25 protein-coding genes and 1 pseudogene are annotated in these 20,716 nt (G+C 72.4%); 11 read left to right on the forward strand and 15 right to left on the reverse strand.

The annotated features are described in order from the left end of the window. Window positions 1–16 precede the first annotated feature (16 nt). Window positions 17–220 (forward strand): cold-shock protein, encoded by a 204-nt coding sequence (locus IG90_RS0117770; protein ID WP_003964323.1) that lies wholly within the window; start codon window positions 17–19, stop codon window positions 218–220. On the opposite strand, the gene IG90_RS0117775 is transcribed toward IG90_RS0117770, so the two are convergent. Beyond that, window positions 207–542 carry a hypothetical protein gene (locus IG90_RS0117775; RefSeq protein WP_030584994.1) on the reverse strand — a complete coding sequence of 112 codons (336 nt, stop codon included), beginning with the start codon at window positions 540–542 and terminating at the stop codon, window positions 207–209. The genes IG90_RS0117770 and IG90_RS0117775 overlap by 14 nt on opposite strands. A 236-nt stretch (window positions 543–778) precedes the next feature. Between IG90_RS0117775 and IG90_RS46680 the strand changes: the two genes are divergently transcribed. Next, a complete protein-coding gene (locus tag IG90_RS46680; protein WP_267958692.1) occupies window positions 779–907 on the forward strand; it encodes an LPFR motif small protein in 129 nt (42 codons plus the stop codon). Between the two features lie 78 nt (window positions 908–985). Here IG90_RS46680 and IG90_RS0117780 read toward each other — a convergent pair whose 3' ends face one another. Next, on the reverse strand, window positions 986–1,234 hold the full coding sequence (locus tag IG90_RS0117780; protein ID WP_030584997.1) for a hypothetical protein: 249 nt from the start codon (window positions 1,232–1,234) through the stop codon (window positions 986–988). A 331-nt stretch (window positions 1,235–1,565) separates the two neighbouring features. Between IG90_RS0117780 and IG90_RS0117785 the strand changes: the two genes are divergently transcribed. From IG90_RS0117785 to IG90_RS0117795, 3 genes are read left to right on the forward strand one after another with little or no spacing between them, the layout of a single operon-like run. Continuing rightward, the gene (locus IG90_RS0117785; protein WP_030585000.1) at window positions 1,566–1,793 is read left to right on the forward strand and encodes a DUF5133 domain-containing protein; all 228 of its coding nucleotides are present in this window, start codon (window positions 1,566–1,568) and stop codon (window positions 1,791–1,793) included. A 29-nt stretch (window positions 1,794–1,822) separates the two neighbouring features. Next, window positions 1,823–2,950, forward strand: a complete 1,128-nt coding sequence (locus IG90_RS0117790) for a glutamate--cysteine ligase 2 (RefSeq protein WP_051860113.1) — start codon at window positions 1,823–1,825, stop codon at window positions 2,948–2,950. A gap of 26 nt (window positions 2,951–2,976) precedes the next feature. Continuing rightward, window positions 2,977–3,552, forward strand: coding sequence for a DJ-1/PfpI/YhbO family deglycase/protease (locus IG90_RS0117795; RefSeq protein ID WP_030585006.1), 576 nt, complete (start codon window positions 2,977–2,979; stop codon window positions 3,550–3,552). Here the strand turns inward: IG90_RS0117795 and bla are convergent. The 3 genes from bla to IG90_RS0117810 form a co-directional block, all read right to left on the reverse strand. Further along, window positions 3,549–4,505, reverse strand: coding sequence for a class A beta-lactamase (gene bla, locus IG90_RS0117800; RefSeq protein WP_030585009.1), 957 nt, complete (start codon window positions 4,503–4,505; stop codon window positions 3,549–3,551). The two genes, IG90_RS0117795 and bla, sit on opposite strands and share 4 nt — an antisense overlap. A gap of 310 nt (window positions 4,506–4,815) precedes the next feature. Further along, entirely contained in the window at window positions 4,816–5,631 is an 816-nt protein-coding gene (locus tag IG90_RS0117805; RefSeq protein WP_063739487.1) for a nucleotidyltransferase domain-containing protein, read from the reverse strand. 78 nt (window positions 5,632–5,709) lie between these two features. Continuing rightward, window positions 5,710–6,738 (reverse strand): S66 family peptidase, encoded by a 1,029-nt coding sequence (locus tag IG90_RS0117810; protein ID WP_033894332.1) that lies wholly within the window; start codon window positions 6,736–6,738, stop codon window positions 5,710–5,712. A gap of 152 nt (window positions 6,739–6,890) precedes the next feature. Between IG90_RS0117810 and IG90_RS0117815 the strand changes: the two genes are divergently transcribed. From IG90_RS0117815 to IG90_RS47105, 5 genes are all read left to right on the forward strand, one after another. Continuing rightward, window positions 6,891–7,787, forward strand: a complete 897-nt coding sequence (locus tag IG90_RS0117815) for a siderophore-interacting protein (RefSeq protein WP_030585019.1) — start codon at window positions 6,891–6,893, stop codon at window positions 7,785–7,787. 318 nt (window positions 7,788–8,105) lie between these two features. Next, window positions 8,106–8,702, forward strand: coding sequence for a nitrobindin family protein (locus IG90_RS0117820; protein ID WP_051860114.1), 597 nt, complete (start codon window positions 8,106–8,108; stop codon window positions 8,700–8,702). A gap of 55 nt (window positions 8,703–8,757) precedes the next feature. Beyond that, on the forward strand, window positions 8,758–9,186 hold the full coding sequence (locus IG90_RS0117825) for a hypothetical protein (RefSeq protein WP_030585025.1): 429 nt from the start codon (window positions 8,758–8,760) through the stop codon (window positions 9,184–9,186). Between the two features lie 50 nt (window positions 9,187–9,236). Continuing rightward, window positions 9,237–9,623 (forward strand): VOC family protein, encoded by a 387-nt coding sequence (locus tag IG90_RS0117830; RefSeq protein ID WP_030585028.1) that lies wholly within the window; start codon window positions 9,237–9,239, stop codon window positions 9,621–9,623. A 337-nt stretch (window positions 9,624–9,960) separates the two neighbouring features. Continuing rightward, window positions 9,961–10,038, forward strand: a complete 78-nt coding sequence (locus tag IG90_RS47105; protein ID WP_370454205.1) for a 50S ribosomal protein bL37 — start codon at window positions 9,961–9,963, stop codon at window positions 10,036–10,038. A gap of 117 nt (window positions 10,039–10,155) precedes the next feature. Here the strand turns inward: IG90_RS47105 and IG90_RS0117835 are convergent, their stop codons facing one another. The 8 genes from IG90_RS0117835 to IG90_RS0117870 all read right to left on the reverse strand — a co-directional run bounded on the left by IG90_RS0117835 (window position 10,156) and on the right by IG90_RS0117870 (window position 18,782). After that, window positions 10,156–11,100 carry a PfkB family carbohydrate kinase gene (locus IG90_RS0117835; RefSeq protein ID WP_233435998.1) on the reverse strand — a complete coding sequence of 315 codons (945 nt, stop codon included), beginning with the start codon at window positions 11,098–11,100 and terminating at the stop codon, window positions 10,156–10,158. After that, window positions 11,097–12,086: a zinc-dependent alcohol dehydrogenase family protein gene (locus IG90_RS0117840; protein ID WP_030585034.1), complete on the reverse strand. Its 990-nt coding sequence runs from the start codon at window positions 12,084–12,086 to the stop codon at window positions 11,097–11,099. Before IG90_RS0117840 ends, IG90_RS0117835 begins: the two co-directional genes overlap by 4 nt. After that, entirely contained in the window at window positions 12,083–12,970 is an 888-nt protein-coding gene (locus IG90_RS0117845) for a carbohydrate ABC transporter permease (protein ID WP_030585037.1), read from the reverse strand. The genes IG90_RS0117840 and IG90_RS0117845 overlap by 4 nt, the downstream gene beginning before the upstream one ends. Next, window positions 12,967–13,929 (reverse strand): carbohydrate ABC transporter permease, encoded by a 963-nt coding sequence (locus IG90_RS0117850; RefSeq protein WP_030585040.1) that lies wholly within the window; start codon window positions 13,927–13,929, stop codon window positions 12,967–12,969. The genes IG90_RS0117845 and IG90_RS0117850 overlap by 4 nt, the downstream gene beginning before the upstream one ends. Continuing rightward, window positions 13,926–15,293, reverse strand: coding sequence for an ABC transporter substrate-binding protein (locus IG90_RS0117855; RefSeq protein ID WP_030585043.1), 1,368 nt, complete (start codon window positions 15,291–15,293; stop codon window positions 13,926–13,928). The genes IG90_RS0117850 and IG90_RS0117855 overlap by 4 nt, the downstream gene beginning before the upstream one ends. Before the next feature lie 126 nt (window positions 15,294–15,419). After that, window positions 15,420–16,181: a DeoR/GlpR family DNA-binding transcription regulator gene (locus IG90_RS0117860; RefSeq protein WP_030585046.1), complete on the reverse strand. Its 762-nt coding sequence runs from the start codon at window positions 16,179–16,181 to the stop codon at window positions 15,420–15,422. A 432-nt stretch (window positions 16,182–16,613) separates the two neighbouring features. Next, window positions 16,614–17,513, reverse strand: coding sequence for a TIGR03620 family F420-dependent LLM class oxidoreductase (locus tag IG90_RS0117865; protein ID WP_030585049.1), 900 nt, complete (start codon window positions 17,511–17,513; stop codon window positions 16,614–16,616). Window positions 17,514–17,579: 66 nt separating this feature from the next. Beyond that, window positions 17,580–18,782 carry an erythromycin esterase family protein gene (locus IG90_RS0117870; protein WP_030585052.1) on the reverse strand — a complete coding sequence of 401 codons (1,203 nt, stop codon included), beginning with the start codon at window positions 18,780–18,782 and terminating at the stop codon, window positions 17,580–17,582. A gap of 59 nt (window positions 18,783–18,841) precedes the next feature. Here IG90_RS0117870 and IG90_RS0117875 point away from each other — a divergent pair, with 59 nt between their 5' ends. Beyond that, window positions 18,842–19,618 (forward strand): TioE family transcriptional regulator, encoded by a 777-nt coding sequence (locus IG90_RS0117875; RefSeq protein WP_030585055.1) that lies wholly within the window; start codon window positions 18,842–18,844, stop codon window positions 19,616–19,618. 9 nt (window positions 19,619–19,627) lie between these two features. Here IG90_RS0117875 and IG90_RS0117880 read toward each other — a convergent pair. Together IG90_RS0117880 and IG90_RS0117885 are read right to left on the reverse strand one after the other, a co-directional pair. After that, a pseudogene (locus tag IG90_RS0117880) lies at window positions 19,628–19,978 on the reverse strand (DNA alkylation response protein); the annotation flags it as partial. 68 nt (window positions 19,979–20,046) lie between these two features. Beyond that, window positions 20,047–20,607 (reverse strand): GNAT family N-acetyltransferase, encoded by a 561-nt coding sequence (locus IG90_RS0117885; RefSeq protein ID WP_030585061.1) that lies wholly within the window; start codon window positions 20,605–20,607, stop codon window positions 20,047–20,049. Window positions 20,608–20,716 lie beyond the last annotated feature (109 nt).

Consider the following 20,716-nt stretch of genomic DNA (forward strand, 5'->3'; position numbering starts at 1 on the left):
GCTGAGAGGTACGGGCATGGCCAGCGGAACCGTCAAGTGGTTCAACTCGGAAAAGGGCTTCGGCTTCATCGCGCAGGACGGCGGCGGTCCCGACGTCTTCGCGCACTACTCCAACATCAACTCCACCGGCTTCCGTGAGCTCCAGGAGGGCCAGGCGGTGACCTTCGACATCACCCAGGGCCAGAAGGGCCCGCAGGCGGAGAACATCACCACCGCCTGATCCGGGTTGACCGACCCCGGAGCCCCGGAGCGCACCCGCTCCGGGGCTCCGGGGCGTTCCGGGCCGCAGGTCGGCGGAGGGTATCGCCCTCATCCGACCGGGCGGCGGACGGCGGGGTGGCGATGTCCTCCAGGGGCCGCTGCTCGGCGGCCACCGCGAAGAAGACCGCGACCGCGCCCGCCGCCACCATCAGGGTGGCCCCCACGCGGAAGGCGATGACGGCGTCGGCGACCACGCCGCTCCCGGTGAGACCGGCGAACAGCGGCGGCCCGGAGATTCCGCCGGCCGCGGCCCCGATCGCGTAGAGAGACGCGATCGGCATGGGTCCGGTGAGCCGGCCGAAGAACGGGGCGCCCAGACCGGCCCCCCGCCACGTACGGCGTCGGCGCGGATACCCGGAGATCAAACCGGACGGACAGCGGGTGGCACGGCGGGCCGCGCGGGCGACGGCGCGTCTCCCGTCGAGCGCAGGTCCGGTTGGAGCGGTGCGGACCGGGTACGCGGTGGCTCTCGAACCGAACGTCCTGGAAGCTTCCGGGCGAGGATGGAGGGCGACTCATGCTGAAGGCCATCGCAGATGTGCTCCGGTCCGTCGGAGGAGCTGTTGCCACCGTGGTCACGCTCCCCTTCCGGGCCCTGGCCAGGCTGTTCGGGGGCGCGTCGAGCAGTGCGCGCGGACGCCACTGAGCACGCACGCCATGCCGGTGCCCCGGCCCCTTCCCAGGGCCGGGGCACCGGCATGTCGTGCGTGAAGGGCGGTCCGCGCTAGCCCGTCGACTCGTCCGGGGCCGGGTGCTCGTCGGGGTGCGCGCCCGCGTTGCGTGGCGCCTTCCGGCCGGCGCCGGCCTCGTCCAGCTCGGGCTGTCCGCCCTCGCGGGCCACCCGGTCCGGCACCGGTATGTCGAGAGCGTCCTCACCCTCCTGGGTCTGCTGGTCCGGCATGTCGGCCGGTACGGGGGGCGGGCTGCCGGAAGCCCCGGTGTAGGCGGTGCCTTCCGGCCTGCGGTCGGTCATGAGAGCTTCCTTTCGTACTGCCCCGGAGCGACCGGGGGCTGGTGGTGCGCTCTGCTGGGTACCCGCTGCCGGGCGAAGCAGTCACCGGCGCGGTGAGGCTCCGGACACCTGGCCCGGCCTCCCGCGCCACCACGCTGCGGAAGAAGATGCGGGGCCCGCGGCGCCCGGCCATATTGGGAGCTCCGGGCACCGGTCCGGAGCGCGTCGCACGGTACGGAGCGGCGGACTCCGCGCCCCTGGTGTGTGGCTCGCCCACGTGCGGGTACCCGGGGTGTTGCCCCACCCGGGCGGCGAGACGTCACCCGGCGAATCCGGCGAAAGGATGGCCCGCATGCTGATGGCCCACCCCACGGTACTGCGCAACCTGATCGAGCAGTACGAGGTTCTCCGCGTGCTGCACGCGGAGAACGGCGGCGAGGAGGCCCGGCAGCGCATGGACGACGTGGCGTACACGCTGTGCGTGTCGACCGGCACGGGTGATGTCGACAGCGCGCTGGTCGCCGCCCGTCACCGGCTGCCCGGAGCCCGGCCCGAGGACGACTCCGTCCTCTCCGCCTGACCGCCGCCGATCGTCGAACAGGGAGCGCTGTGGCCCGCACGGTGGGTGTCGAGGAAGAACTGCTGCTGGTCGACACGGCGAGCGGAGAGCCACGGGCTCTGTCCTCGGCGGTGCTGGCGATCGCCGAGAAGGACGCGGCCGGAGAGTCGGCCTTCGAGCCGGAACTGCACCGCCAGCAACTGGAGTTCTCCACGCGGCCGTACGCGGACCTGGGTGAACTCGCCGCCTCGGTCCACCAGTGGCGCGCCGAGGCGGTACGGCACGCCGCCGAAGCCGGGGCCGCGGTGGCGGCCCTGGGCACCTCACCGCTCCCGGTCAGCCCGACGATCGGCACGGGGGAGCGGTACCGGTGGATGGCGGAGCGCTACGGGCTCACCGCCCAGGAGCAGCTGACCTGCGGCTGCCACGTCCATGTCTCGGTGGACTCGGACGAGGAGGGCGTCGCCGTGCTCGACCGGGTGCGCTGCTGGCTGCCCGTCCTGCTCGCCCTGAGCGCCAACTCCCCGTTCTGGCAGGGGCAGGACAGCCAGTACAGCAGCTACCGCAGCCGGGTGTGGGGGCGGTGGCCGTCGGCCGGACCGGTGGACGTCCACGGCTCCGCGGAGGCGTACCACGCCCAGGTGCGGTCCCTGGTCGGCACCGGGGTGCTCCGGGACGAGGGGATGGTCTACTTCGACGCGCGCCTCTCGCACCGCTACCCCACAGTGGAGGTCAGGATCGCGGACGTCTGCCTGGACCCGGCCGACACCGTGCTGCTGGCCACTCTGGCACGAGGGCTGGTGGAGACGGCCGCACGGGAGTGGCGGGCCGGGAAGCCACCCCCGGGCACCAGCACCTCCCTGCTCCGCGTGGCCTCCTGGCAGGCGGGCCGGTCGGGCCTGGAGGACCGGCTGATCCACCCCCGCACCCTGCGGCCGGAGCCCGCCCCCGACGTCCTGCGGGCCCTGCTGGCCCATGTGCGGGAAGCCCTGGAGGACAGCGGCGACCTGGAAGCCGCGGAGCAGGCCCTGGCCGCCGTGGACCGGCGCGGGAACGGGGCACGGATCCAGCGCGAGATCCTGGCGCGGACCGGGAGCCTGCGCGACACCGTCGCCGAATGCGTCCGGATCACGGCCGGGCGCGCCCCCGTGGGCCGTGCCGACGACACGACCGTATGAACGACACCGGAGGAACGGAGCAGTCCATGTCCACCACCGCTCTCGACGACCGCAGGATCCTGGCCATCGTCACCAACTACGGGGTCGAGCAGGACGAACTCGTCGTCCCCGTGAAGCATCTGAGTGGGCACGGGGCGCAGGTCAGCGTCGCGGCGCTCTCCACCGACGACATCCGCACCCTCGTCGGCGACCGGGATCCCGGCGAGACCGTGCGGCCCGACCTCACGCTCGACGACGTCGACCCCGCCGCGTACGACCTCCTGTTGGTCCCGGGCGGCACGCTGAACGCCGACTCGCTGCGCCTGGAGGAGGCCACCACCCGGATCGTCAGCTCGTTCACCGCTTCCGGCCGGCCGGTGGCCGCGATCTGCCACGGGCCGTGGGCGCTGGTCGAGGGCGGCTACGTCCGGGGCAAGACGCTGACCTCGTACGCCTCGCTGCGGACCGACATCACCAACGCGGGCGGCACCTGGGTCGACAAGCCGGTGGTCCGCGACGACGCCGAGGGTTGGTCGCTCATCACCTCACGTAACCCCGGCGACCTGGACGACTTCCTCGGCGAGATCGACGCCGTGCTCGCCGAGACCGGAGCCGTGCCCTAAGGAGTGCTCTGCCCGGTCAGGGCGCCGACGGCGGCGGACGTCGCCCTCGCGATCAGAGTGTTGTCGAACGCGGCGTCCGCGTCCTCACGGTTGGAGAGCACCGCCAGCACCAGCGGCGCCGCACCGGGCGGCCACACCACGGCGATGTCGTTGCGCGTCCCGTAGGTACTGCCCGCCCCGGTCTTGTCGCCCACGGTCCACCCCTGCGGGACCCCGGCCCGGATCAGCTCGCCGCCGGTGGTGTTGTCCCGGAGCCACCGGGTGAGCCGGGCCCGCTCGGGCTTGCCGAGGGCATCGCCCAGGACGAACGCCCGCAGGTCCTCGGCCAGGGCCCGGGGCGTACTGGTGTCGCGGGTGGCGCCGGGAGACCACTCGTTGAGTTCGGTCTCCCGCCGCTCCATCCGGGTCACGTCGTCCCCCAGCTCCGCGAGCACGGCCTGCAGCTTCCGCGGCCCGCCGACCGCGTCGAACAGCAGATTGCCCGCGGTGTTGTCGCTGTGGCGCACAGCGGCGTCGCACAGATCGCCCAGGCTCATCCCGGTGGCCACGTGCTTCTCGGTGACGGGGGAGTGCTCGACCAGATCCTCACGGCGGTACCTCACGACCCGCTCCAGCCCGCCCATCCCGTGCTCGCGCAGCACCGCCCCCGCCGCCAGCGCCTTGAACGTGGAGGCGTACGCGAACCGCTCCCCGTCACGGTGGGCGACCGTGCGCCCGGTCCCGGTGTCGACGGCGTACACACCGAGCCGCGCCGCGTACTCCTTCTCCAGTGCCGAGAAGGCGCGCCCGGCGTCCCGTTCCGCAGCCGAGGGCGATCCGCCCGCCTTTCCGGCGGGCGACGGCGCGGGCGGACCGGACTCCGTGCCACAGGCCGCGAGCGGCACGGTCACGAGGGCGCCGCCCAGCAGGCGGAGGACGGAACGCCGGGCGTGGGGGTCGGGTAGTCGGCTCATCCGGCCATGCTAGGGCCGGCGCGGCCTCACATGATCCGAACCAGCCACCCGCGTGCCGCGTCCCGCCCCCGGCAGGTGTGCGCGGGCAACAGGGCCATACCGCCCTTACCGGCCGGGGCGTGCTCGGGGTATCCAGGAAACAGGCTGCCGGCCGGAGATCCTGAAACGGGCCGATCCGAGGAGGGCGCATCATGGGCGCGGCCGCCGGTGACACGGTCCTGGTCGGCGGGCGGATCGGCGTCCGTGGCGTCGCCGTCATGAGCGTGCGTGAAGAGCTGGAGTTCGCGTCGAGCTCCGGAGCGACACCGCGTCACCGGCCCGGCTCGCCGCCTGCCGGAGCCTCCACGTCCTGCGCGACCCGACGCGGGGCGGCCCGGCCGCCTCCCGCCTCGAAGGCCTCCCACCGATGCGCGTACCCCTCGCGCAGCGGCCCGCCGACCGCCTCCAGCAACTTGGTGGCCGCAGCGGCCAACGGCACCGGATCGGCCCGCTCCGCCACGGCCAGGTGGCCGTCCAGCAGGGCCTTGCCCCGTACCGGATCCGCGGCCAGCAGCCGACGGGGCAGCCACTTGCCGATCCCCGTCCAGGCACCGCGATGGGCGGTGACGAGTGCGGCGGCCTCCCGCAGCACATGGTCGGAGAGGACGAGCTGCTCATGACGGCTCGTCGGTGAGGTGTCGACGAGGTCGTCCAGGTAGCAGGTGAGCACGTAGCGGCCGTGGCGCCACTGGTCCGCCGTCAGCGGCGGTGGCCCCAGGGCGACGATCTCCTCGGCCAGCCGGCACGTGTCGGCCACATGCCCCGACGGGTCGGCAAGCGTCACGCCCTGGGCGTAGACGAAGACGACGGTCGCCCGCCGCCGGGCCCTGTCCCACGCGAAGAAGCCGGGCACGTCGCCCACGGCGTTGAGGAAGAGCTCCACCTGGCGGCCCTCGTGGCGCACCACGCGGCGGCCGCTTCCGGCGGAGTCCGGCAGGAGCACACCGATGTCGAGGTCGCTGTTCGCCGTGGCCCGGCCCTGCGCGGCCGACCCGCCGAGAACGGCCCCGAGCGCCTCGGGGTACAGCTCACGCACCAGGCGGCCGGCCTGGGCCGACGCGGCTTCGGGATCACCGGGTTCACTCATGGGCATGCATGGTGCCAGGCCGCAGGGGTGTACGCCACGGCCCGGCACGGTGTCCTGGTACGACGCTCGGCCCGGCGGTCAGTCCAGCGTCTGGGTCAGCTCACTGCGCGTCGACGTGTGCACGACCCGGGCGTGCGCCCCGTTGACCAGAGGGAGGTACGGCGGCACATGGCCGCACTCGACATCGGCGACGATCGGCACGTCCAGCGACGAGAGCGCGTCCGTCACGGCCTGATGCTGGGTGAGCGAGCTCGTGTCGGGGGCCGAGGTCCGGCCGACGAGTACGGCGTTGGCCGCGTCGAAGAATCCGGCCAGCCGCATCCCGTGCAGATGGCGGCAGATGGCGAACGCGTCGTCGCCGCCGGCCTCCACGTACACGAGAAGCCCCTCCGGGGCATGCGCCCTGGCGAAGGCGGAGGCGTCGAGGTACGGCGTGCCCGCGAGGTTGCTCAGCATCTCGATGCAGCCCCCGACGAGCCGACCCTCGACGTCCACGTCGCCGCTGCCGTCCAGCCGGGTCCACCGGCCCGGGGTGTCGAGCGTGAAGGTGCGGACGTCCGGGTGCTCCGCGTAGTCGTCCCACCCCGTGGCCCGGTGCCGTTCCGGCGGAATCTGGGTGAAGCGGTGGCCCGGCGGCGCGGCGACGACGTCGAGCCAGGACACCAGCCCCTCCGGCACCCGGTAGGGGGTGTCCAGGAGGTTGTTCCCGTGCACGGTCGCCGTTCCCGTGAGGAGGGTCAGCGGGGTCATGACGGTCGACATGTCCGAGTAGCCCACCACCCAGGTCGGTTCGGCCGCACGCAGCCGGTCCCAGTCGAGCAGGGGCAGCAGGTCGATGGCGGTCTCCCCGCCCCACGGCGGCACCACGGCCCTGATGCCGGGGTCCGTCAGCATCGCCGTCAACTCGGCCGCCCGGTCGGCCGCGGGTGCGCTGACATGCCCGGAGCCGTCCATGCACCGGCCGGTCACGACCTCGTAGCCTCGCGCCTCCACATCGCGCACCGCCACGGCGAGCCGCTCGCGCAGCTCCTCGGGTACGCCGCTGGACGGGGAGGTGATCCCGACACGGTCACCGGGCAGCAAGGGGCGAGGATATCGAACGGTCATCCGCCGGATTCTGGCACAGCGGCCGGACGCGTGGCCGAGGCCTTCTCGAACCGCTGTCCGTGCAAGGTTAGGCTGGCCTAAGCCAAAATCGGTTCTCTCGTCCCGGCGGGCGAGGCGCCCAGGCCGACCACGCGTACGAAGGGGCAGTGTCCATGACGATCCACCGAGCCGTCGTCGCCCGAGTGCGGCCGCTCACCGCGACCATGACCCGCGTCACCCTCCACGGGGAAGGCCTGGCGGCCTTCAGGACCACCGGGGTCGGTGACGAGTACGTCCGGCTCTTCCTTCCGCACGGCCCGGACCGCACCGACGTCTCCCTGCCCCGGACGACCGAGCAGGGCGGGTGGGAGACCCCCGAGGGGCAGCCCGTCGCGCCGATGCGCACGTACACGATCCGCGCGGTGCGCCCGGAGGCCGGCGAGGTCGACATCGACTTCGTGCTCCACGAGGGCGGAGTGGCGTCCGGCTGGGCCGCCGAGGCGCGGCCCGGGGATGCCGTGGGCGTCAACGACCCGACCGGGCTCTACAGCCCCCCGGCCGATCTCACCTGGCAGGTGCTGGTCGCCGACCAGACCGGTCTGCCCGCCGCCGCCCGCCTGCTGGAGAGCACCCCGGACCAGGTCAGGACCCGGGTGGTCCTGGAGGCGCCCGACCCCTCCGCCGTGCTGCCCCTGCGGGAGCTGCCCGACTCCAAAATGACCTGGACCTACGGCGGAAACGGTCACGGTCCGAGCCGGCTGGCCGACCTGGTGGCCGCCGCGGTCCCGCCCGGCACGGATCTCGAGGGCGGTTACGTGTGGGTCGCGGGGGAGACCAACGCCCTGCGTTCGGTGCGCCGTTACCTCCGGCGCGAGCTGGGGCTCCCGGCGGAGCGCTTCAAGGTCGTCGGCTACTGGATACCGAACTCCGACACCTGGTCCGAGCGGTACGAGGCGCTGCCCGACTCCGTGCGCTCCGAGCTGGAGGCACTCTGGGACAACCCGGCGGCCGGCGACTCCGAGGACCTCACCATCCGCTACGAGGCCCGGCTGAGCGATCTCGGGCTCTGACCTGGGCCCGGCTCCCGGGGCTCCGGGCCGGGAGGGGATCGCGCGACGGTCCCTCCCGACCCGCACACCTCACCTGCCCCACCGGCCTCCTGGGGCGACGCGATTGGCCGCCGGAGCCATCGACCGGCTCCGGCAAGAGAACCCTCGCCAAGCTCATCACCGGCATCTGCACCCCCGACGGCGGCACTGTCCGCTGCTCGCCCGCAACTGAGCCCCGGTCAGGAGCGGCCCCACAACTTCCCGTTGCGGACCGCCGATCGCCGGGACACCACCTAGGCTGCGACTCCGAGCCGGCCCGACCCAGGAGCGCACACACCCATGCACGACCCCCTTCGCGAACTCCCCTTCCCCGACGCCCTCCGCCCCGACGCGTCCCCCGCGCCGCATCCCCTGCTCGCCCCGGTGGCCGGGTACCTCGGCACCTGGCGGGGCACCGGCCGCGGCGGGTACCCGACGCTGGAGGCGGACTTCACGTACGCGCAGGAAGTCACCTTCAGCCACGACGGACGGCCCTTCCTCGCGTACGAGGCACGGGCCTGGCTGCTCGACGCCGACGGGCGCCCCCTGCGGCCCTCCGCCCGGGAGAGCGGGTGGTGGCGCCTGCAGCCGGACGGGCGGGTGGAGGCACTGATCACCCAGCCCACCGGCATCGCGGAGATCTCGGTCGGCCACGCCCGCGACGGCGCCGTCGACCTCGACACCGAGCGGGTGTCCCTCGCCCCCACGGCGAAGGAGGTCGACGCCACCCGGCGCCGCTACACCCTGACGGATCCGGACACGCTCACCTTCGTCCACGATCTCGCCGCGATCGGACGGCCGCTCCAGCACCACCTCTCGGCGCGGCTCCGCCGAGAGGCCCCTGGCCAGGGGATTCAGGGTCGGCCGTTGCCGGAGCGTGACCAGAACGGTGCATAGAGGCCGTAGCGGGGGGCAGGTGGACGAAAAGCCAGCGAACAGGAGCGCCTCCCCGATGTCCCTTCCCTCGTACCCGGATTCCTCGTACCCGGGTCAGCCCACCGTCGGTCACGACCCCTACGCCGCCCAGGGGCCCGCACAGAAGAACGGATTCGCGGTCGCCGCGCTCGTTCTCGGCCTCATCGCCTGCCTGTTCTTCTGGACCGTGGTGGGCGGGCTGCTCCTCGGCCTGCTCGCCGTCGTCTTCGGCATCATCGCCGCGCTCCGCACCCGCCAGGGCCGCGCGCCGCGCCGGGTGATGGCGATAGTCGGCGCCGCGTTCGGCGCGCTCGGGCTCATCGGATCCGTGATCGTCCTCGTGCTGGTCGTCTCCGTCCTCGACTCCGCGGAGTTCAAGAACTTCGAGGACTGCATGAACCGTGCCAGTGGCCAGGCGGCCGAGAGTCGGTGCACGGAGGACTTCATCGACGGGATCGGCAACTGACCGATCCCGGGGGACCTGCCCCTCAAGGTCCGAAGGCGTACGCTCGGCTCATGGTGCACGTACTGGGCAGCAGGATTCTGCTGCACCCCACCGATCCCGAGCGTTCCCGCGCCTTCTACGGCGAGGCCCTGGGCCTCGCCGTCTACCGGGAGTTCGGTACGGGCCCCGAGCGCGGCACGGTCTACTTCCTCGGCGGCGGGTTCCTGGAAGTCTCCGGACGGGGCGAGGAGCCGGCCTCCTCGGCCGTGCGGATCTGGCTCCAGGTCGACGACGCCGAGGCCGCCCACGACGAACTGCGGGCGAAGGGCGTGACCGTGCTGCGACCGCCGAAGCGTGAACCCTGGGGACTGGTCGAGATGTGGATCGAGGACCCCGACGGCGTGCGGATCGCCGTCGTCGAGGTGCCCGAGGACCATCCGTTGCGCTACCGGCCCTGAGCGACGGACCCGTCCGTCAACGGCCGTAACCCCCGGGCCACGAACGTGTCGAGTCCCCCCCCCGCGGCCGTCCCGCGGGCCGCGGCACGGTGCCGGTGCCCCGCCCGACGCCCCGCGCCTCGAACCGATCCGGGCCGCCGTCGAGGACGGCCGGCGCGCCGGAACCTGACCGGAGATCTCCGCACACCTGTCCACCTCCGCTCGGTGCGCACCGCTGGTTGCGTGCACACCGGGTGTTTGCCACGGTGTCCCTGGGCAGACGTCCCGGTGATCTCCGGGCCGCACCGCCCGGTGACCGTCCGCAACGGAAGCACACGGCAGAGAGAAGGAGGGGTCCATGTCCTCGAAGCGACGTCGCAAGAAGAAGGCCCGCCGTAAGAACGGCGCGAACCACGGCAAGCGTCCGCAGAGCTGAGCCGACGCCGCGGCCCCACCGGGCGGAGGAGCCTGGTGGGGCCGGGCGGTTTCCGTGGGCCGGGGGAGGGCCGTAAGGAACTCGGGTCCCGATGGTGATGCCCGATGGGCGCCGGGTTCACACCCCAAGCGGGGCCGTGGGTTCCGTTCCCGCCCGGGCGCAGACCGACGCGGCCGTCCCGGCCGCGTACTCCAGCATGGCCTTGGTCCGCCCGGCGGACAGCGCCGGATCCCAGCCGGCCTCCACCCCGAGCCAGGTCAGCATCCCCGCCATGAACGCGTCGCCCGCGCCGATGGTGTTCACCACCCGCACCGGCAGGGCGGGGACGGAGACCGCCGGGGCGTCAGGGACGTAGGCGGTGGCGCCATGCGCCCCTCGGGTCATCACCACCAGCCGTCCCTGTCCGGCGAGCCTGCGGCAGCTCGCCTCCGGGGCCGCGCCGGGCCACAGCCGCACCAGATCCTCGTCGCTCGCCTTCACGACGTGCGCGAGAGAGCACAGCTCGCGCAACCGGTCCAGGCTCCGTACGGGATCGAGCGCCCGGTCCTCGCGCACGTTGGGATCCACCGCGAGCAGCCCGCGGCGAGCGGCCGCCCGCGCGGTGGCGGCCACGATGCCGACCGCCGGCTCCACCACCGCGGCGAGCCCGCCCACGTACACCGCGCCGAAGCGCGCCGCCTCCGCCGTGCGGTCCGGCAGCCGGAAGGTCGCCGTGTCCCCGAGGTGGAAGTGGTACGTGTTCCCGTGATCGCCCGGGTCGGCCACCGCGAGCGCCGTGGGCAGCGCCGACCGGGCACTCAGCGAGAGGTCGACGCCCGCACCGGTCAGCCACTCCTCGATGCGGCCTGCGAAGGCGTCGTCGCCGAGCCCGCCCACGAAGGACGGCCGCCCGCCGAGCCGGGCCAGACCCACCGCGACGTTCGCGGGCGCGCCGCCCGGCTGGGCCGACAGGGCCCCGGCGTCACCGCCGGCCGGCACCAGATCCACCAGCGCCTCGCCCAGCACCAGAACGGCGCCGGGGTCCGGAGCGGCGCCCGGGGCCACGGCCACGGACTCGCTCACGGCTCCACCACGATCTTGCGGCCGATCCCCGCCTGGAAGCGCTCGATCGCCCGCGGGTACTGCTCCAGCGGCAGCCGGTCACTGATGAACACCGACGCGTCCAGCACCCCGCTCGCGAAGAGCGCGGCGGCCCGCTCGTAACTGTGCAGCACCGCCATCGAACCGGTGATGGTGATCTCCTGGTTGTAGATCCGGTACGGCTCGATCACGGCGGTCGTGGCGTAGTCGGAGACCCCGAACTGGAGGAACGTGCCGCCCTTGGCGACCCTACCCAGACCGTCCTGGATCGCCCCGGCGTTGCCCGTGGCGTCGATGACCACGTCCCAGCCGCCCGGACGGTCCAGCTCATCGGCGCGGGCCGCCGCGCCCGTGCAGCCGAGCGTCGTCGCGGTGGCCAGCCGCTGGGCGTTGACGTCCAGCACGTCCACCGACGCGGCGCCGGTGCGCTTGGCCAGCTCCAGCATCATCAGCCCCATGGTTCCGGACCCGTAGATCAGCACCTGGGCCCCGAGATTGCCGTTGAGCACGTCGTAGCCGCGCACCGCGCAGGACAGCGGCTCGATCAGTGCCGCGTCCCGCACGTCGATGTGCTCCGGCAGGCGTACGCAGTTGGCGACGGGCGCCACCGCGAACTCGGCCGCGCCCCCGGGGACGGTGACGCCGATCGCCGCCCAGTTGTCACAGAGGTTGCCCCGGCCCGAACGGCAGTAGCGGCACTCGTGGCAGTGCAGCGAGGGGTCCACGGCCACCTTGTCGCCGATGGACAGTTCGGTGACGTCCGCACCGAGCCCGACGATCTCCCCGGCGAACTCATGGCCCGGGACGATCGGCAGGGTCGGGGCGAACTCGCCCTGGAGGATGTGGAGATCGGTGCCGCACAGGCCGCACGACGCCACCTTGACGACCACGTCGCGAGGGCCGGGCGTGGGGTCCGGGACGGTGGTCACGGAGACCTTGCCGGGGGCTTCGACGATGGCTGCCCTCATTTGACTGCTCCCAGGGAGAGGCCCTGGACGAGTTTGTCCTGGGCGGCGTAGCCGGCGACGAGCACCGGCAGGGACACGACCACCGACGCCGCGCACAGCTGGGCGAGGAAGAGGCCCTGACTGGTGACGAAGGTGGTCAGATGGACGGGTGCGGTCCCGGCGACCACGCCGGTCAGCACCCGGGCGAACAACAGCTCGTTCCAGCTGAAGATGAAGCAGATCAGGGCGGTAGCGGCGATACCGGGACCGGCGACCGGGGCGACGACCCGGCGCAGCACCGTCGGCAGCCGGGCCCCGTCGACCTGCGCCGCCTCGATGATGGAGACGGGGACGTCCGCGAGGAAGGACTGCATCATCCACACCGCGATCGGCAGGTTCATCGAGGTGTAGAGCAGGACCAGCAGCCAGATGTTGTCCAGCAGCCCCGTGTTCTTCGCGAACAGGTACACCGGCAGCAGCCCGGCGACCACCGGCAGCATCTTCGTGGACAGGAAGAAGAACATCACGTCCGTCCACTTGCGCACCCGCCGGATGGACAGCGCGTACGCGGCCGGAAGCGCGAGCAGCAGCACCAGCACGGTCGAGAAGAACGAGGCCGCCAGCGAGTTGACCAGCGGCGGCCACGGCGTCGGGCCGCCTCCGCCGCCGAAGAACGTGCGGTAGCCGTCGAGGGTCAGCGCGGCGGCGAGCGAGGGCGGGTTGGTCGCCGCGTCGGCCTCCGCGTGGAAGGACGTCAGCACCATCCACAGGGCGGGCAGACAGAAACCGATCCCCACGACCCAGGCGACCACGCCCAGGGTGGCCGAGCGCCGACGGGCCCTACGCGTGGCGGCGTTGTGCGTGGGAGCGTTGACGGAAGCAGATGTCGCGGTCGAGGCGCTCATGCGCGGCCCGCCTCCTCACGGAAGAGCGACGAGACCACCCGGAGTGCGAAGGTGGCGATGATGATCGTGCCGATCACCACGACCACGCCCGCGGCGGACGCCAGCCCGTACTCATGGGCCCGGTAGAAGGTCTCGTAGACGGTGTACGGGAGATTGGCGGTGCCGAGACCGCCGGAGGTGATGGTGAACACCGCGTCGAAGTTCTGCACGATGTACACCGACCCGAGCAGGATGCCGAGTTCGAGGTAGCGGCGCAGATGCGGCAGGGTCAGATGGCGGAACATCTGCCAGGGCCCGGCCCCGTCCAGGCGCGCGGCCTCCATGATCTCGGCCGGCCGGCTCTGCAGCCCGGCCAGCAGTATCAGCATCATGAACGGCGTCCACTGCCACACGAGCGACGCCTCGATGGCGATCAGCGGCATCTCGGAGGTCCACTCGGGCTGTGCGACGGACTCGATGCCCAGCAGCTCGCCGAACCAGGTGAGGGCCCCGTTGAACAGTCCGTACTCGGGGTTGTAGAGCGCGTGCTTCCACAGCAGCGCGGCGGAGACCGGCACCAGCAGGAACGGGGTGATCAGCAGGGTGCGCACGAACCCCCGGCCGAAGAAGGCGCGGTCCAGGAGCAGGGCGAGGACGAGCCCCAGCACGACGCTGACGATCACGACGGACGCGGTCAGGACGACGGTCGTCACGACCGATTCGCGCAACGCCTCGTCGGTGAAGACCGAGGCGTAGTTGGAAAGGCCGGTGAAGTGGCGCTTCTCCGGCTTGAGGGAGTTCCAGTCGAAGAGTGAGATCACCAGGGTCGCCACGAAGGGCAGTTGGGTGACGGCGATCAGGAAGATCAGCGCCGGCAGCAGGGGAGCGCGGGTCGCCCACGCACGCCGCCGGTTGCCGCCGCCCGCCTTCCGCGCCGGGACCGGTGGGGACGTGGTCTCTCTGGTTGCGGTGACGGTCATCGGTACTCCTCCGCGACCTTCTCGGCCAGCTTCTGGGAGGCGGCGAGCGCGGCGTCCACCGACTGGCGGCCCGCGATGGCGGCGCTGATCTCCTGCGCCACCCGGGTGCCCAGATCGGTGAACTCCGGTACGCCGACGAACTGGATGCCCGCCGTCGGGCGGGGCTGGGTGCCCGGGTTCTTCGGGTCGGCCTCGGAGATGGCCCGCTCGGTGACGTCGGCGAACGCCCCCGCCTCCGCCCGGTAGGCGGGGTTGGCGTAGGTGGAAGCCCGTTTGCCCGCCGGGACGTTGGACCAGCCGCTGGTGGCGCCGACGAGCTCCTCGTACTCCTTGCCGGAGGCCCAGGACACGAACTTCCAGGCGTCGTCGGCCTTCTTGGACGCCTTCTGCAGGCCCCAGGCCCAGGTGTAGAGCCAGCCGGAGCTCCTGGTCCGCTCCACCGGGGCGGGGACGTAACCGATCTTCCCCTTCACCGGGGAGCCCTTCGCCTCCAGTGACCCGGCGCCCGCGGTGGCGTCGTACCACATGGCGGTCTTGCCCTGCGTCATGTTGTTCAGGCACTCGGCGTACCCGGACTGCGGGGCGCCGAGCTCACCGTGCTCGCGCACGAGGTCGACGTAGAACTTCGTCGCCTTCCTGAACTCCGGTGCGGTCAGCCGCGGTTCCCAGTCCTCGGTGAACCAGGTGCCGCCCATCGTGTTGACGACCGTGGTCAGCGGGGCGATGACCTCGCCCCAGCCGGGCAGCCCGCGCAGGCAGATGCCCTTCATCCCGCGCTCCGACCCGTCCGTCCGCTCGGCGAGCTTCGCCACCTGCTCCCAGGTCGGCTTCTCGGGCATGGTGAGGCCCTGCTCCTCGAAGACGTCCTTGCGGTACATGAGGAAGGACGACTCCCCGTAGAAGGGCTGGGCGTAGAGCTTGCCGTCCTCGGCGGTGAGCGAGTCCTGGAGCGGTTGAAGGATGTCCTCCTGGTCGAAGGCGGTATCGGCCTTCGCGTAGTCGTCGAGCGGGTGGAGCCAGCCGTTCTTCGCGAAGAACGGCAGCTCGAAGTTGCTGATGGTGGCGACGTCGTACTGACCGGCCTGGTTGGAGAAGTCCTGGCTGATCTTGTCCCGTACGTCGTTCTCGGGCAGCACCGTGAAGTGGACCTTGATACCGGTCTTCTTCGTGAAGTGCTGCGCGGTCAGCTTCTGCAGTTCGACCATCTGCGGGTTGTTCACCATCAGCACGTTGAGCGCGTCGCCGCCGCCGAAGGCGGTCCCGCCCGCTCCGGCGCAGCCGGTGGCGAGCAGGGCCAGGGCGGCGGTCACGGCGCAGGCCCGGCCACGCATACGTGGTCGGTGGCGGCGTCCTGGATGAGGCATGGGGGCTCCTGATCAGTCGTAGCGACTCGGTGATCGGGTCGTTGCGGGCATGGCGAGCCAGGCCCCGGCGGTGGGGGTGGAGCGGGTGCGGGAGCCTTGTGGATGGCGGTACGGGCGGTGGGCCGGTCAGACCCGGATGACCTGGGGCCCCAGGAGGGAATAGCGCTGGGCCTCGGCCGAGGGGAGCCCGGCGTCGGTGACGATGGCTTCGAAGTCGCCGACCCCGGCGAACCGGCAGAAGCTCACCGCCCCGAACTTGCTGTGGATCCCGGCGAAGATCCGGCGCCGCGAACTGCGCAGCGCCTGTGCCTTCACCTCGGCGACGGCGGGGTCCGGGGTGGTGAGGCCGTACTCGCGGGAGATGCCGTTGGCCCCGAGATACGCGAGGTCGATGACGAAGTCCGCGAGCATCCGGGAGGCCCAGTGGTCGACGGTCGCCATCGTCGAGCCGCGCACCCGGCCGCCCAGCAGCAGCACCGAGGTCTTCTCCACCCCGGCGAGGGAGGTGGCGACGGCCAGGGAAGCGGTGACCACGGTCAGCGGCCGGTCCTGGGGAAGCGCCTCGGCGACGAGCTGCGGGGTGAAGCCCTCGTCGACGAAGACCGTCTCGGCGTCGCCGAGCAGATCGGCGGCGGCGGCCGCGATCCGCGACTTCTGCGGAACGTTACGGGTGGTGCGGACGGCGAGCGTGGTCTCGAAGCCGGCCGACTCCACCGGGTAGGCGCCGCCGTGGGTCCGGCGGACGAGTCCGTGCTCCTCCAGCACGTGCAGATCGCGGCGGACGGTCTCCTTGGCCACCTTGAACAGGTCCGCGAGGGCGTTCACCCCGACCGACCCCTCCCGCCGGGCCGTCTCCAGAATTCCCCGACGGCGTTCCTCGGTGTCCACGGCGCACTTCCCTGGTCGCTGCTGGGCCCGTTGCGGGCGGAGCCCGCTTCCGTTCGGGCTCATGTGTCGTTTGTACAAGCAGTCGCAGGGGCACGACCAGCCGCTTCACCAGATCCCCTCAGCCCGTTCGTGCCCGTTTTCCTGGGTGCGACCGCGCTGGTCACGCCCAGGACGGCCGCCGATCCGGTCGCCCGGCCCGCCCGCTTTCCCGTGATCACCGCCCGAGTGGCGCCCGAAGTGCGGAGTGCCCGCCTCCGCGGTGCCGAAAGGGGGCACGGGAAGGCCAAGGCAAGGGGCACAGGAGGGCCGGGGACGGTCACAGGCAAGTGAGGGGCGCCGACAGGCAAGGGGGGAGGGCCGCGGACGCGCTCGTGGACGCGCCCGGGTCCTGGCCCTGTCCCTGGTCCTGGTCCTGGTCCTGGTCCTGGTCCGTCAGAGTTTGTCGCCGAAAGCCCCGGCCAGCTCACGCCATGCGGCACGCGGCAGCCCGGCGCCGCCCTCCTCGGCGGTGAGTACCTGCAACGCCACGTGGTCCGCCCCGGCGTCGAGGTACTCCTGTGTCCTGCGCCTCACCTGCTCGGCGTCGCCCAGCGCGAAGAGGGCGTCGAGCAGACGGACGCTCCCGCCGCCCTCGAAGTCGCCCTCAGCGAACCCCAGGCGCACCAGATTGTCGGTGTAGTTGGGCAGTTGGAGGTACATCCCCAGCATCGTCCGTGCGGTGGTGCGGGCCCGGTCGAGGTCGGTGTCCAGCACCACGGTCAGCTCCGGGGCGAGCAGCGCGTCGGGGCCGAGCGCCTCGCGGGCCTCCGCGGTGTGCTCGGTGGTGACGAGGTAGGGGTGCGCGCCCAGCGACCGGCCGGCCGCGAGCTTCAGCATCTTCGGCCCGAGCGCCGCCAGGACCCGGTGTCCGGAGCCCACGGACGCTTCGGCGGCGTCGAGTGCGTCGAGGTAGGCCACCATCGCGCTGTACGGCTTCGCGTACTGCGGCACCATCGGCCCGTGGCTGACGCCGAGACCGAGGACGAAGCGCCGGCGCGCGACCGGATCGATCGCCGCGATCCCGGCCGCGACCTCCTCGGCCGTGTGGTTCCAGATGCTCAGGATGCCGGTGGCCACGGTGACCGAGCGAGTGGCGGTCAGGACGGCGGCGGCGTCCTGGGGCGTCGGACTGCCCCCGATCCAGACGGTGCCGTACCCCAGCCCTTCGAGCTCGGCGAGCGCCTCCGCGATCGCCGCCCTGCCCGCGTCGTCCACCCGTGACGCGTGCAGGGCGCTGCTCCAGATCCCCACGCGTCCGAAGTTCCTGCCCGTCCCGGAAGTCTCAGAAGTCATGGTGTGATCAACAACGGTCCGGTCCACCTATTCCTGGCCCGACGGGATTCACCTGTCCGGGCGTGCTCAGTCCTCCGGGACGTCCTTGATGAACACGACTCCGTCGATACGCGCCAGGTGCGCCGGGTCGAGCGGGGCGTAGCCGAAGTACGGGGACGCACGCTGTACGGGGCCCGTGGCGCCGACGGCGGCGGCCAGCTCGGAGGCGTCCACCAGGGAAGGCTCGTCCGGGAGCGCGTACAGGATTCCTTCGACGGTGTCCGGCGGCGGAATGTCGACCCCTTGGTGCCGCATCGTGCCGAAGGCGGTGGCCAGGAAGCCGTACTCCTCGCCGAGGCGGGCGTGCACGATGGAGCCCGCGCTCCACCACTCCAGCGGGAGGCCGCCCATCCGCATCGAGCTGATGTCCCGCTGGAGATGGCCGTTGTGGGCGTGCACCAGGACCGGCCCCCGTTCGGCGAGCGCGAGGAGGTTGCCGGCCATCATCTGATCCCGCAGGCCCGTCAGCCGTGCCAGACGGCTCGGTGAGGTGTCGGCCATCCAGTAGTGGTACCGCAGCAGGCCCGAGGCGGCCCGCGCGTGCAGGAGCGCCCGGTCGAACGCGTCCCGCGAGGTCTCCGCGATCAGGTGCGGCGCCCACGCGTCGAGGAGCGCCCCCAGATCATCGGCGAGCAGTCGCAGTTCCCCGGCCTCGGCCGACCGCCCGAAGGACGCGGACGGATCCAGCATCGCCGCGGGGTCGGTCCACCGGTCGCAGGCGCCGAGCAGGCGGTCGAGCGTCTCGGCCGTGCAGGGGAGCAGGCCCGGGTCCACGTGGTCCGCGAGGCAGTGGTGCAGCGAGGTGAGGGTCTCCCGGGGACTCGCGGCGTACGCCATCTCCAGCGGGCCGTCGAAACCGGCGAAGCGGACCCGGTCGGACGCGGGCCGGCCGTCGTTGAACGCGCGCATCCAGCGCACCAGTTCACGGTTGGCCGCGGACGCCCCGAGACCGTGGCTGAACCCCCGCTCCAGCACCTCGTCGAGGGTGCCCGCGCCGGTCGTGACGTAGTCGTCCACCAGCAGTCCCGCCACGCAGTCGCTCTCGATGGTGATCGTCCGGTAGCCCTCCCGCTCGACGAGCTGCCGGAAGAGCGCGTTGCGCAGGCGGAGCGGGGCGTCCACCCCGTGGGTGGGCTCGCCCAGGGTCAGCATCCGGGGCGGGGAGGGGAACAGCCTCATGATGGAGTCCGCCTCGACGGCATGGGCGATGTCCTTGATGTCGTTGGCCATGGCTTCAACCGTATCGCTGAACCCACGGTTGAGACTTTGCCGCTGTACCGTGGGGGCTCATGCGGCATAACCCTCAAACAGCCGACCGCCTCCGGCCCGTCGACCTGGCTCGCCGGCACGGACTGTCGACGCAGGCCGTCAGGAACTACGAGGCGGCGGGCATCCTCCCGGCCGCCGGGCGTACCCCTCATGGCTACCGCACCTACACACCGCTGCACGCGCATGCCCTCGACGCGTTCCTCTCTCTGGTCCCCGGCCATGGGCACGGGACCGCGACGGCGATCATGCGGGCGGTGAACCGTGACGAGCCGGAGGAGGCGTTCCGCCTCATCGACGAGAGCCATGCCCAGCTCCTGGAGGACCGGCGGACGCTGCACGCCGTCGAGAAGGCCCTCCGCGACCTTCGACCCGGCGGCGCCGCGCCCGCAGCCGACGACGTCTCGGGCCCCGGAGACATGTTCGTGGGATCGCTGGCGGGAAAGCTGGGCATCCGGCCCGCCACACTCCGGAAATGGGAGCGCGCCGGGCTCGTGGCCCCGCGCCGCGACCCGCGAACCGGGTACCGGGTGTACAACGGGGCCGACGTACGGGACGCCGGCCTGGCCCACCAGCTCAGGCGGGGCGGCTACCGGCTGGACCGGATCGCACCGCTGATCGCCCAGGTCCGGGCGGCCGGCGGCGTGGAGCCGCTGGCGGCCGTCCTGTGCGACTGGCACGCCCGGCTGGCCGCCCGCGGGCGCGCGATGCTGGCCGGGGCCGCCGGGCTGGACGCCTACCTCGGTGATCGTGACGGACCGGGACGGCCGTCGGGCGCGCACCGCCCGGCGGCGACGTGAGCGGAACGGTCAGGCGGGCAGCCGCCCCAGCAGGGCCGCGAAGTCCGTGCCCGCGGGAAGCGTGCCGAAAGCCGGCCCCCGGTCCCCGGCGAGGCGGGACGCGCAGAACGCTTCGGCCACCGCCTCCGGTGCGTGGGGCACCAGGAGGGAGCCCTGGAGCACGAGCGCGGCCCGTTCGATGACCAGGCGGGCCCGGAGCTGGGCGTCCTCCGGGCGGGCCGGCTCGGCCCGCAGCTCCCGCCACGCCGCGTCGAGGCGCGCGTCCGCCCCGGCCGCCGCCTCGATCTCGGTGTGGAAGGCATCCAGGGAATCGGGTTCACGCGTCAACGCCCGCAGCATGCCGAGGGCGTTGACATTGCCCTAGGCGTGTTTCGGAAGTCCCGCCTGCTCGGCGACGCCTGGCACGCACGCTCGCCGCGTTGTCGGGATCACCCCGATACATCCAGTATCGGGGCGACCCTCCGCCTTGCGATCCCCACACCGGGCCCGTGCTCCCCGGTCGTGCGGGCGTCGAAGATCTCCTTCGCCATGCTGCGCCAGAACGTCTCGGCGCCCGCGACGTCGACGTTGGTGTGCAGGTACACGCAGTCGTAGCCGGGCGTCCCGGCGGCGAAGGCGCAGGCCCGGTCCACGAGGGTGCGAGCCAGACCGTGCCGCCGGTGATCCGGGTGTACGTAGACCCGGACGAGCTGGGCGGTGGTGCCCGAGGGGTAGCGCTCGGCGAGCCACCGAGGGTGCGGCGGATAGGCCGGCCCCGCCGAGCGGACACCCGTCGTGGCGACGACCTCCCCGTTGTGCAGGGCGACCAGCAGCACATGGCGCGGGTCGTCCAGATAGGTGCTCTCGATGTCGATGACGTCCTGGTGCCACGCGGGTACGTAGCCGTAGCCGAAGTCCCGGTAGAAGGTGTCGAGCATGACCCGGCGGGCGCCTTCGGCGTCGGCCGAGGTCGCGGGGCGCACGGTGTAGGGGTGCGAGGGACGGTGCATGGGCTCTCCTGTGAACGGCTGCGGTGGTGCGAGGGCGCGTCGGCTCCTGTCGCCTGACGCGGGGTGGAACGAGGAAGCCCCGGTCCGCTAGGTGACAATGAAAACGATT

Origin of the sequence: Streptomyces anulatus, assembly GCF_000721175.1 — a bacterium.
In the GTDB taxonomy this organism is placed as follows: Bacteria; Actinomycetota; Actinomycetes; order Streptomycetales; family Streptomycetaceae; genus Streptomyces; species Streptomyces anulatus_C.

Excerpts from the sequence above, each read along its gene's own strand:
- IG90_RS0117770 (WP_003964323.1), top strand. The coding sequence starts at position 17 with ATGGCCAGCGGAACCGTCAAGTGGTTCAACTCGGAAAAGGGCTTCGGC.
- IG90_RS0117775 (WP_030584994.1), bottom strand. The coding sequence starts at position 542 with ATGCCGATCGCGTCTCTCTACGCGATCGGGGCCGCGGCCGGCGGAATC.
- IG90_RS46680 (WP_267958692.1), top strand. The coding sequence starts at position 779 with ATGCTGAAGGCCATCGCAGATGTGCTCCGGTCCGTCGGAGGAGCTGTT.
- IG90_RS0117780 (WP_030584997.1), bottom strand. The coding sequence starts at position 1,234 with ATGACCGACCGCAGGCCGGAAGGCACCGCCTACACCGGGGCTTCCGGC.
- IG90_RS0117785 (WP_030585000.1), top strand. The coding sequence starts at position 1,566 with ATGCTGATGGCCCACCCCACGGTACTGCGCAACCTGATCGAGCAGTAC.
- IG90_RS0117795 (WP_030585006.1), top strand. The coding sequence starts at position 2,977 with ATGTCCACCACCGCTCTCGACGACCGCAGGATCCTGGCCATCGTCACC.
- bla (WP_030585009.1), bottom strand. The coding sequence starts at position 4,505 with ATGAGCCGACTACCCGACCCCCACGCCCGGCGTTCCGTCCTCCGCCTG.
- IG90_RS0117805 (WP_063739487.1), bottom strand. The coding sequence starts at position 5,631 with ATGAGTGAACCCGGTGATCCCGAAGCCGCGTCGGCCCAGGCCGGCCGC.
- IG90_RS0117810 (WP_033894332.1), bottom strand. The coding sequence starts at position 6,738 with ATGACCGTTCGATATCCTCGCCCCTTGCTGCCCGGTGACCGTGTCGGG.
- IG90_RS0117815 (WP_030585019.1), top strand. The coding sequence starts at position 6,891 with ATGACGATCCACCGAGCCGTCGTCGCCCGAGTGCGGCCGCTCACCGCG.
- IG90_RS0117820 (WP_051860114.1), top strand. The coding sequence starts at position 8,106 with ATGCACGACCCCCTTCGCGAACTCCCCTTCCCCGACGCCCTCCGCCCC.
- IG90_RS0117825 (WP_030585025.1), top strand. The coding sequence starts at position 8,758 with ATGTCCCTTCCCTCGTACCCGGATTCCTCGTACCCGGGTCAGCCCACC.
- IG90_RS0117830 (WP_030585028.1), top strand. The coding sequence starts at position 9,237 with ATGGTGCACGTACTGGGCAGCAGGATTCTGCTGCACCCCACCGATCCC.
- IG90_RS47105 (WP_370454205.1), top strand. The coding sequence starts at position 9,961 with ATGTCCTCGAAGCGACGTCGCAAGAAGAAGGCCCGCCGTAAGAACGGC.
- IG90_RS0117840 (WP_030585034.1), bottom strand. The coding sequence starts at position 12,086 with ATGAGGGCAGCCATCGTCGAAGCCCCCGGCAAGGTCTCCGTGACCACC.
- IG90_RS0117845 (WP_030585037.1), bottom strand. The coding sequence starts at position 12,970 with ATGAGCGCCTCGACCGCGACATCTGCTTCCGTCAACGCTCCCACGCAC.
- IG90_RS0117850 (WP_030585040.1), bottom strand. The coding sequence starts at position 13,929 with ATGACCGTCACCGCAACCAGAGAGACCACGTCCCCACCGGTCCCGGCG.
- IG90_RS0117855 (WP_030585043.1), bottom strand. The coding sequence starts at position 15,293 with ATGCCTCATCCAGGACGCCGCCACCGACCACGTATGCGTGGCCGGGCC.
- IG90_RS0117865 (WP_030585049.1), bottom strand. The coding sequence starts at position 17,513 with ATGACTTCTGAGACTTCCGGGACGGGCAGGAACTTCGGACGCGTGGGG.
- IG90_RS0117870 (WP_030585052.1), bottom strand. The coding sequence starts at position 18,782 with ATGGCCAACGACATCAAGGACATCGCCCATGCCGTCGAGGCGGACTCC.
- IG90_RS0117875 (WP_030585055.1), top strand. The coding sequence starts at position 18,842 with ATGCGGCATAACCCTCAAACAGCCGACCGCCTCCGGCCCGTCGACCTG.
- IG90_RS0117885 (WP_030585061.1), bottom strand. The coding sequence starts at position 20,607 with ATGCACCGTCCCTCGCACCCCTACACCGTGCGCCCCGCGACCTCGGCC.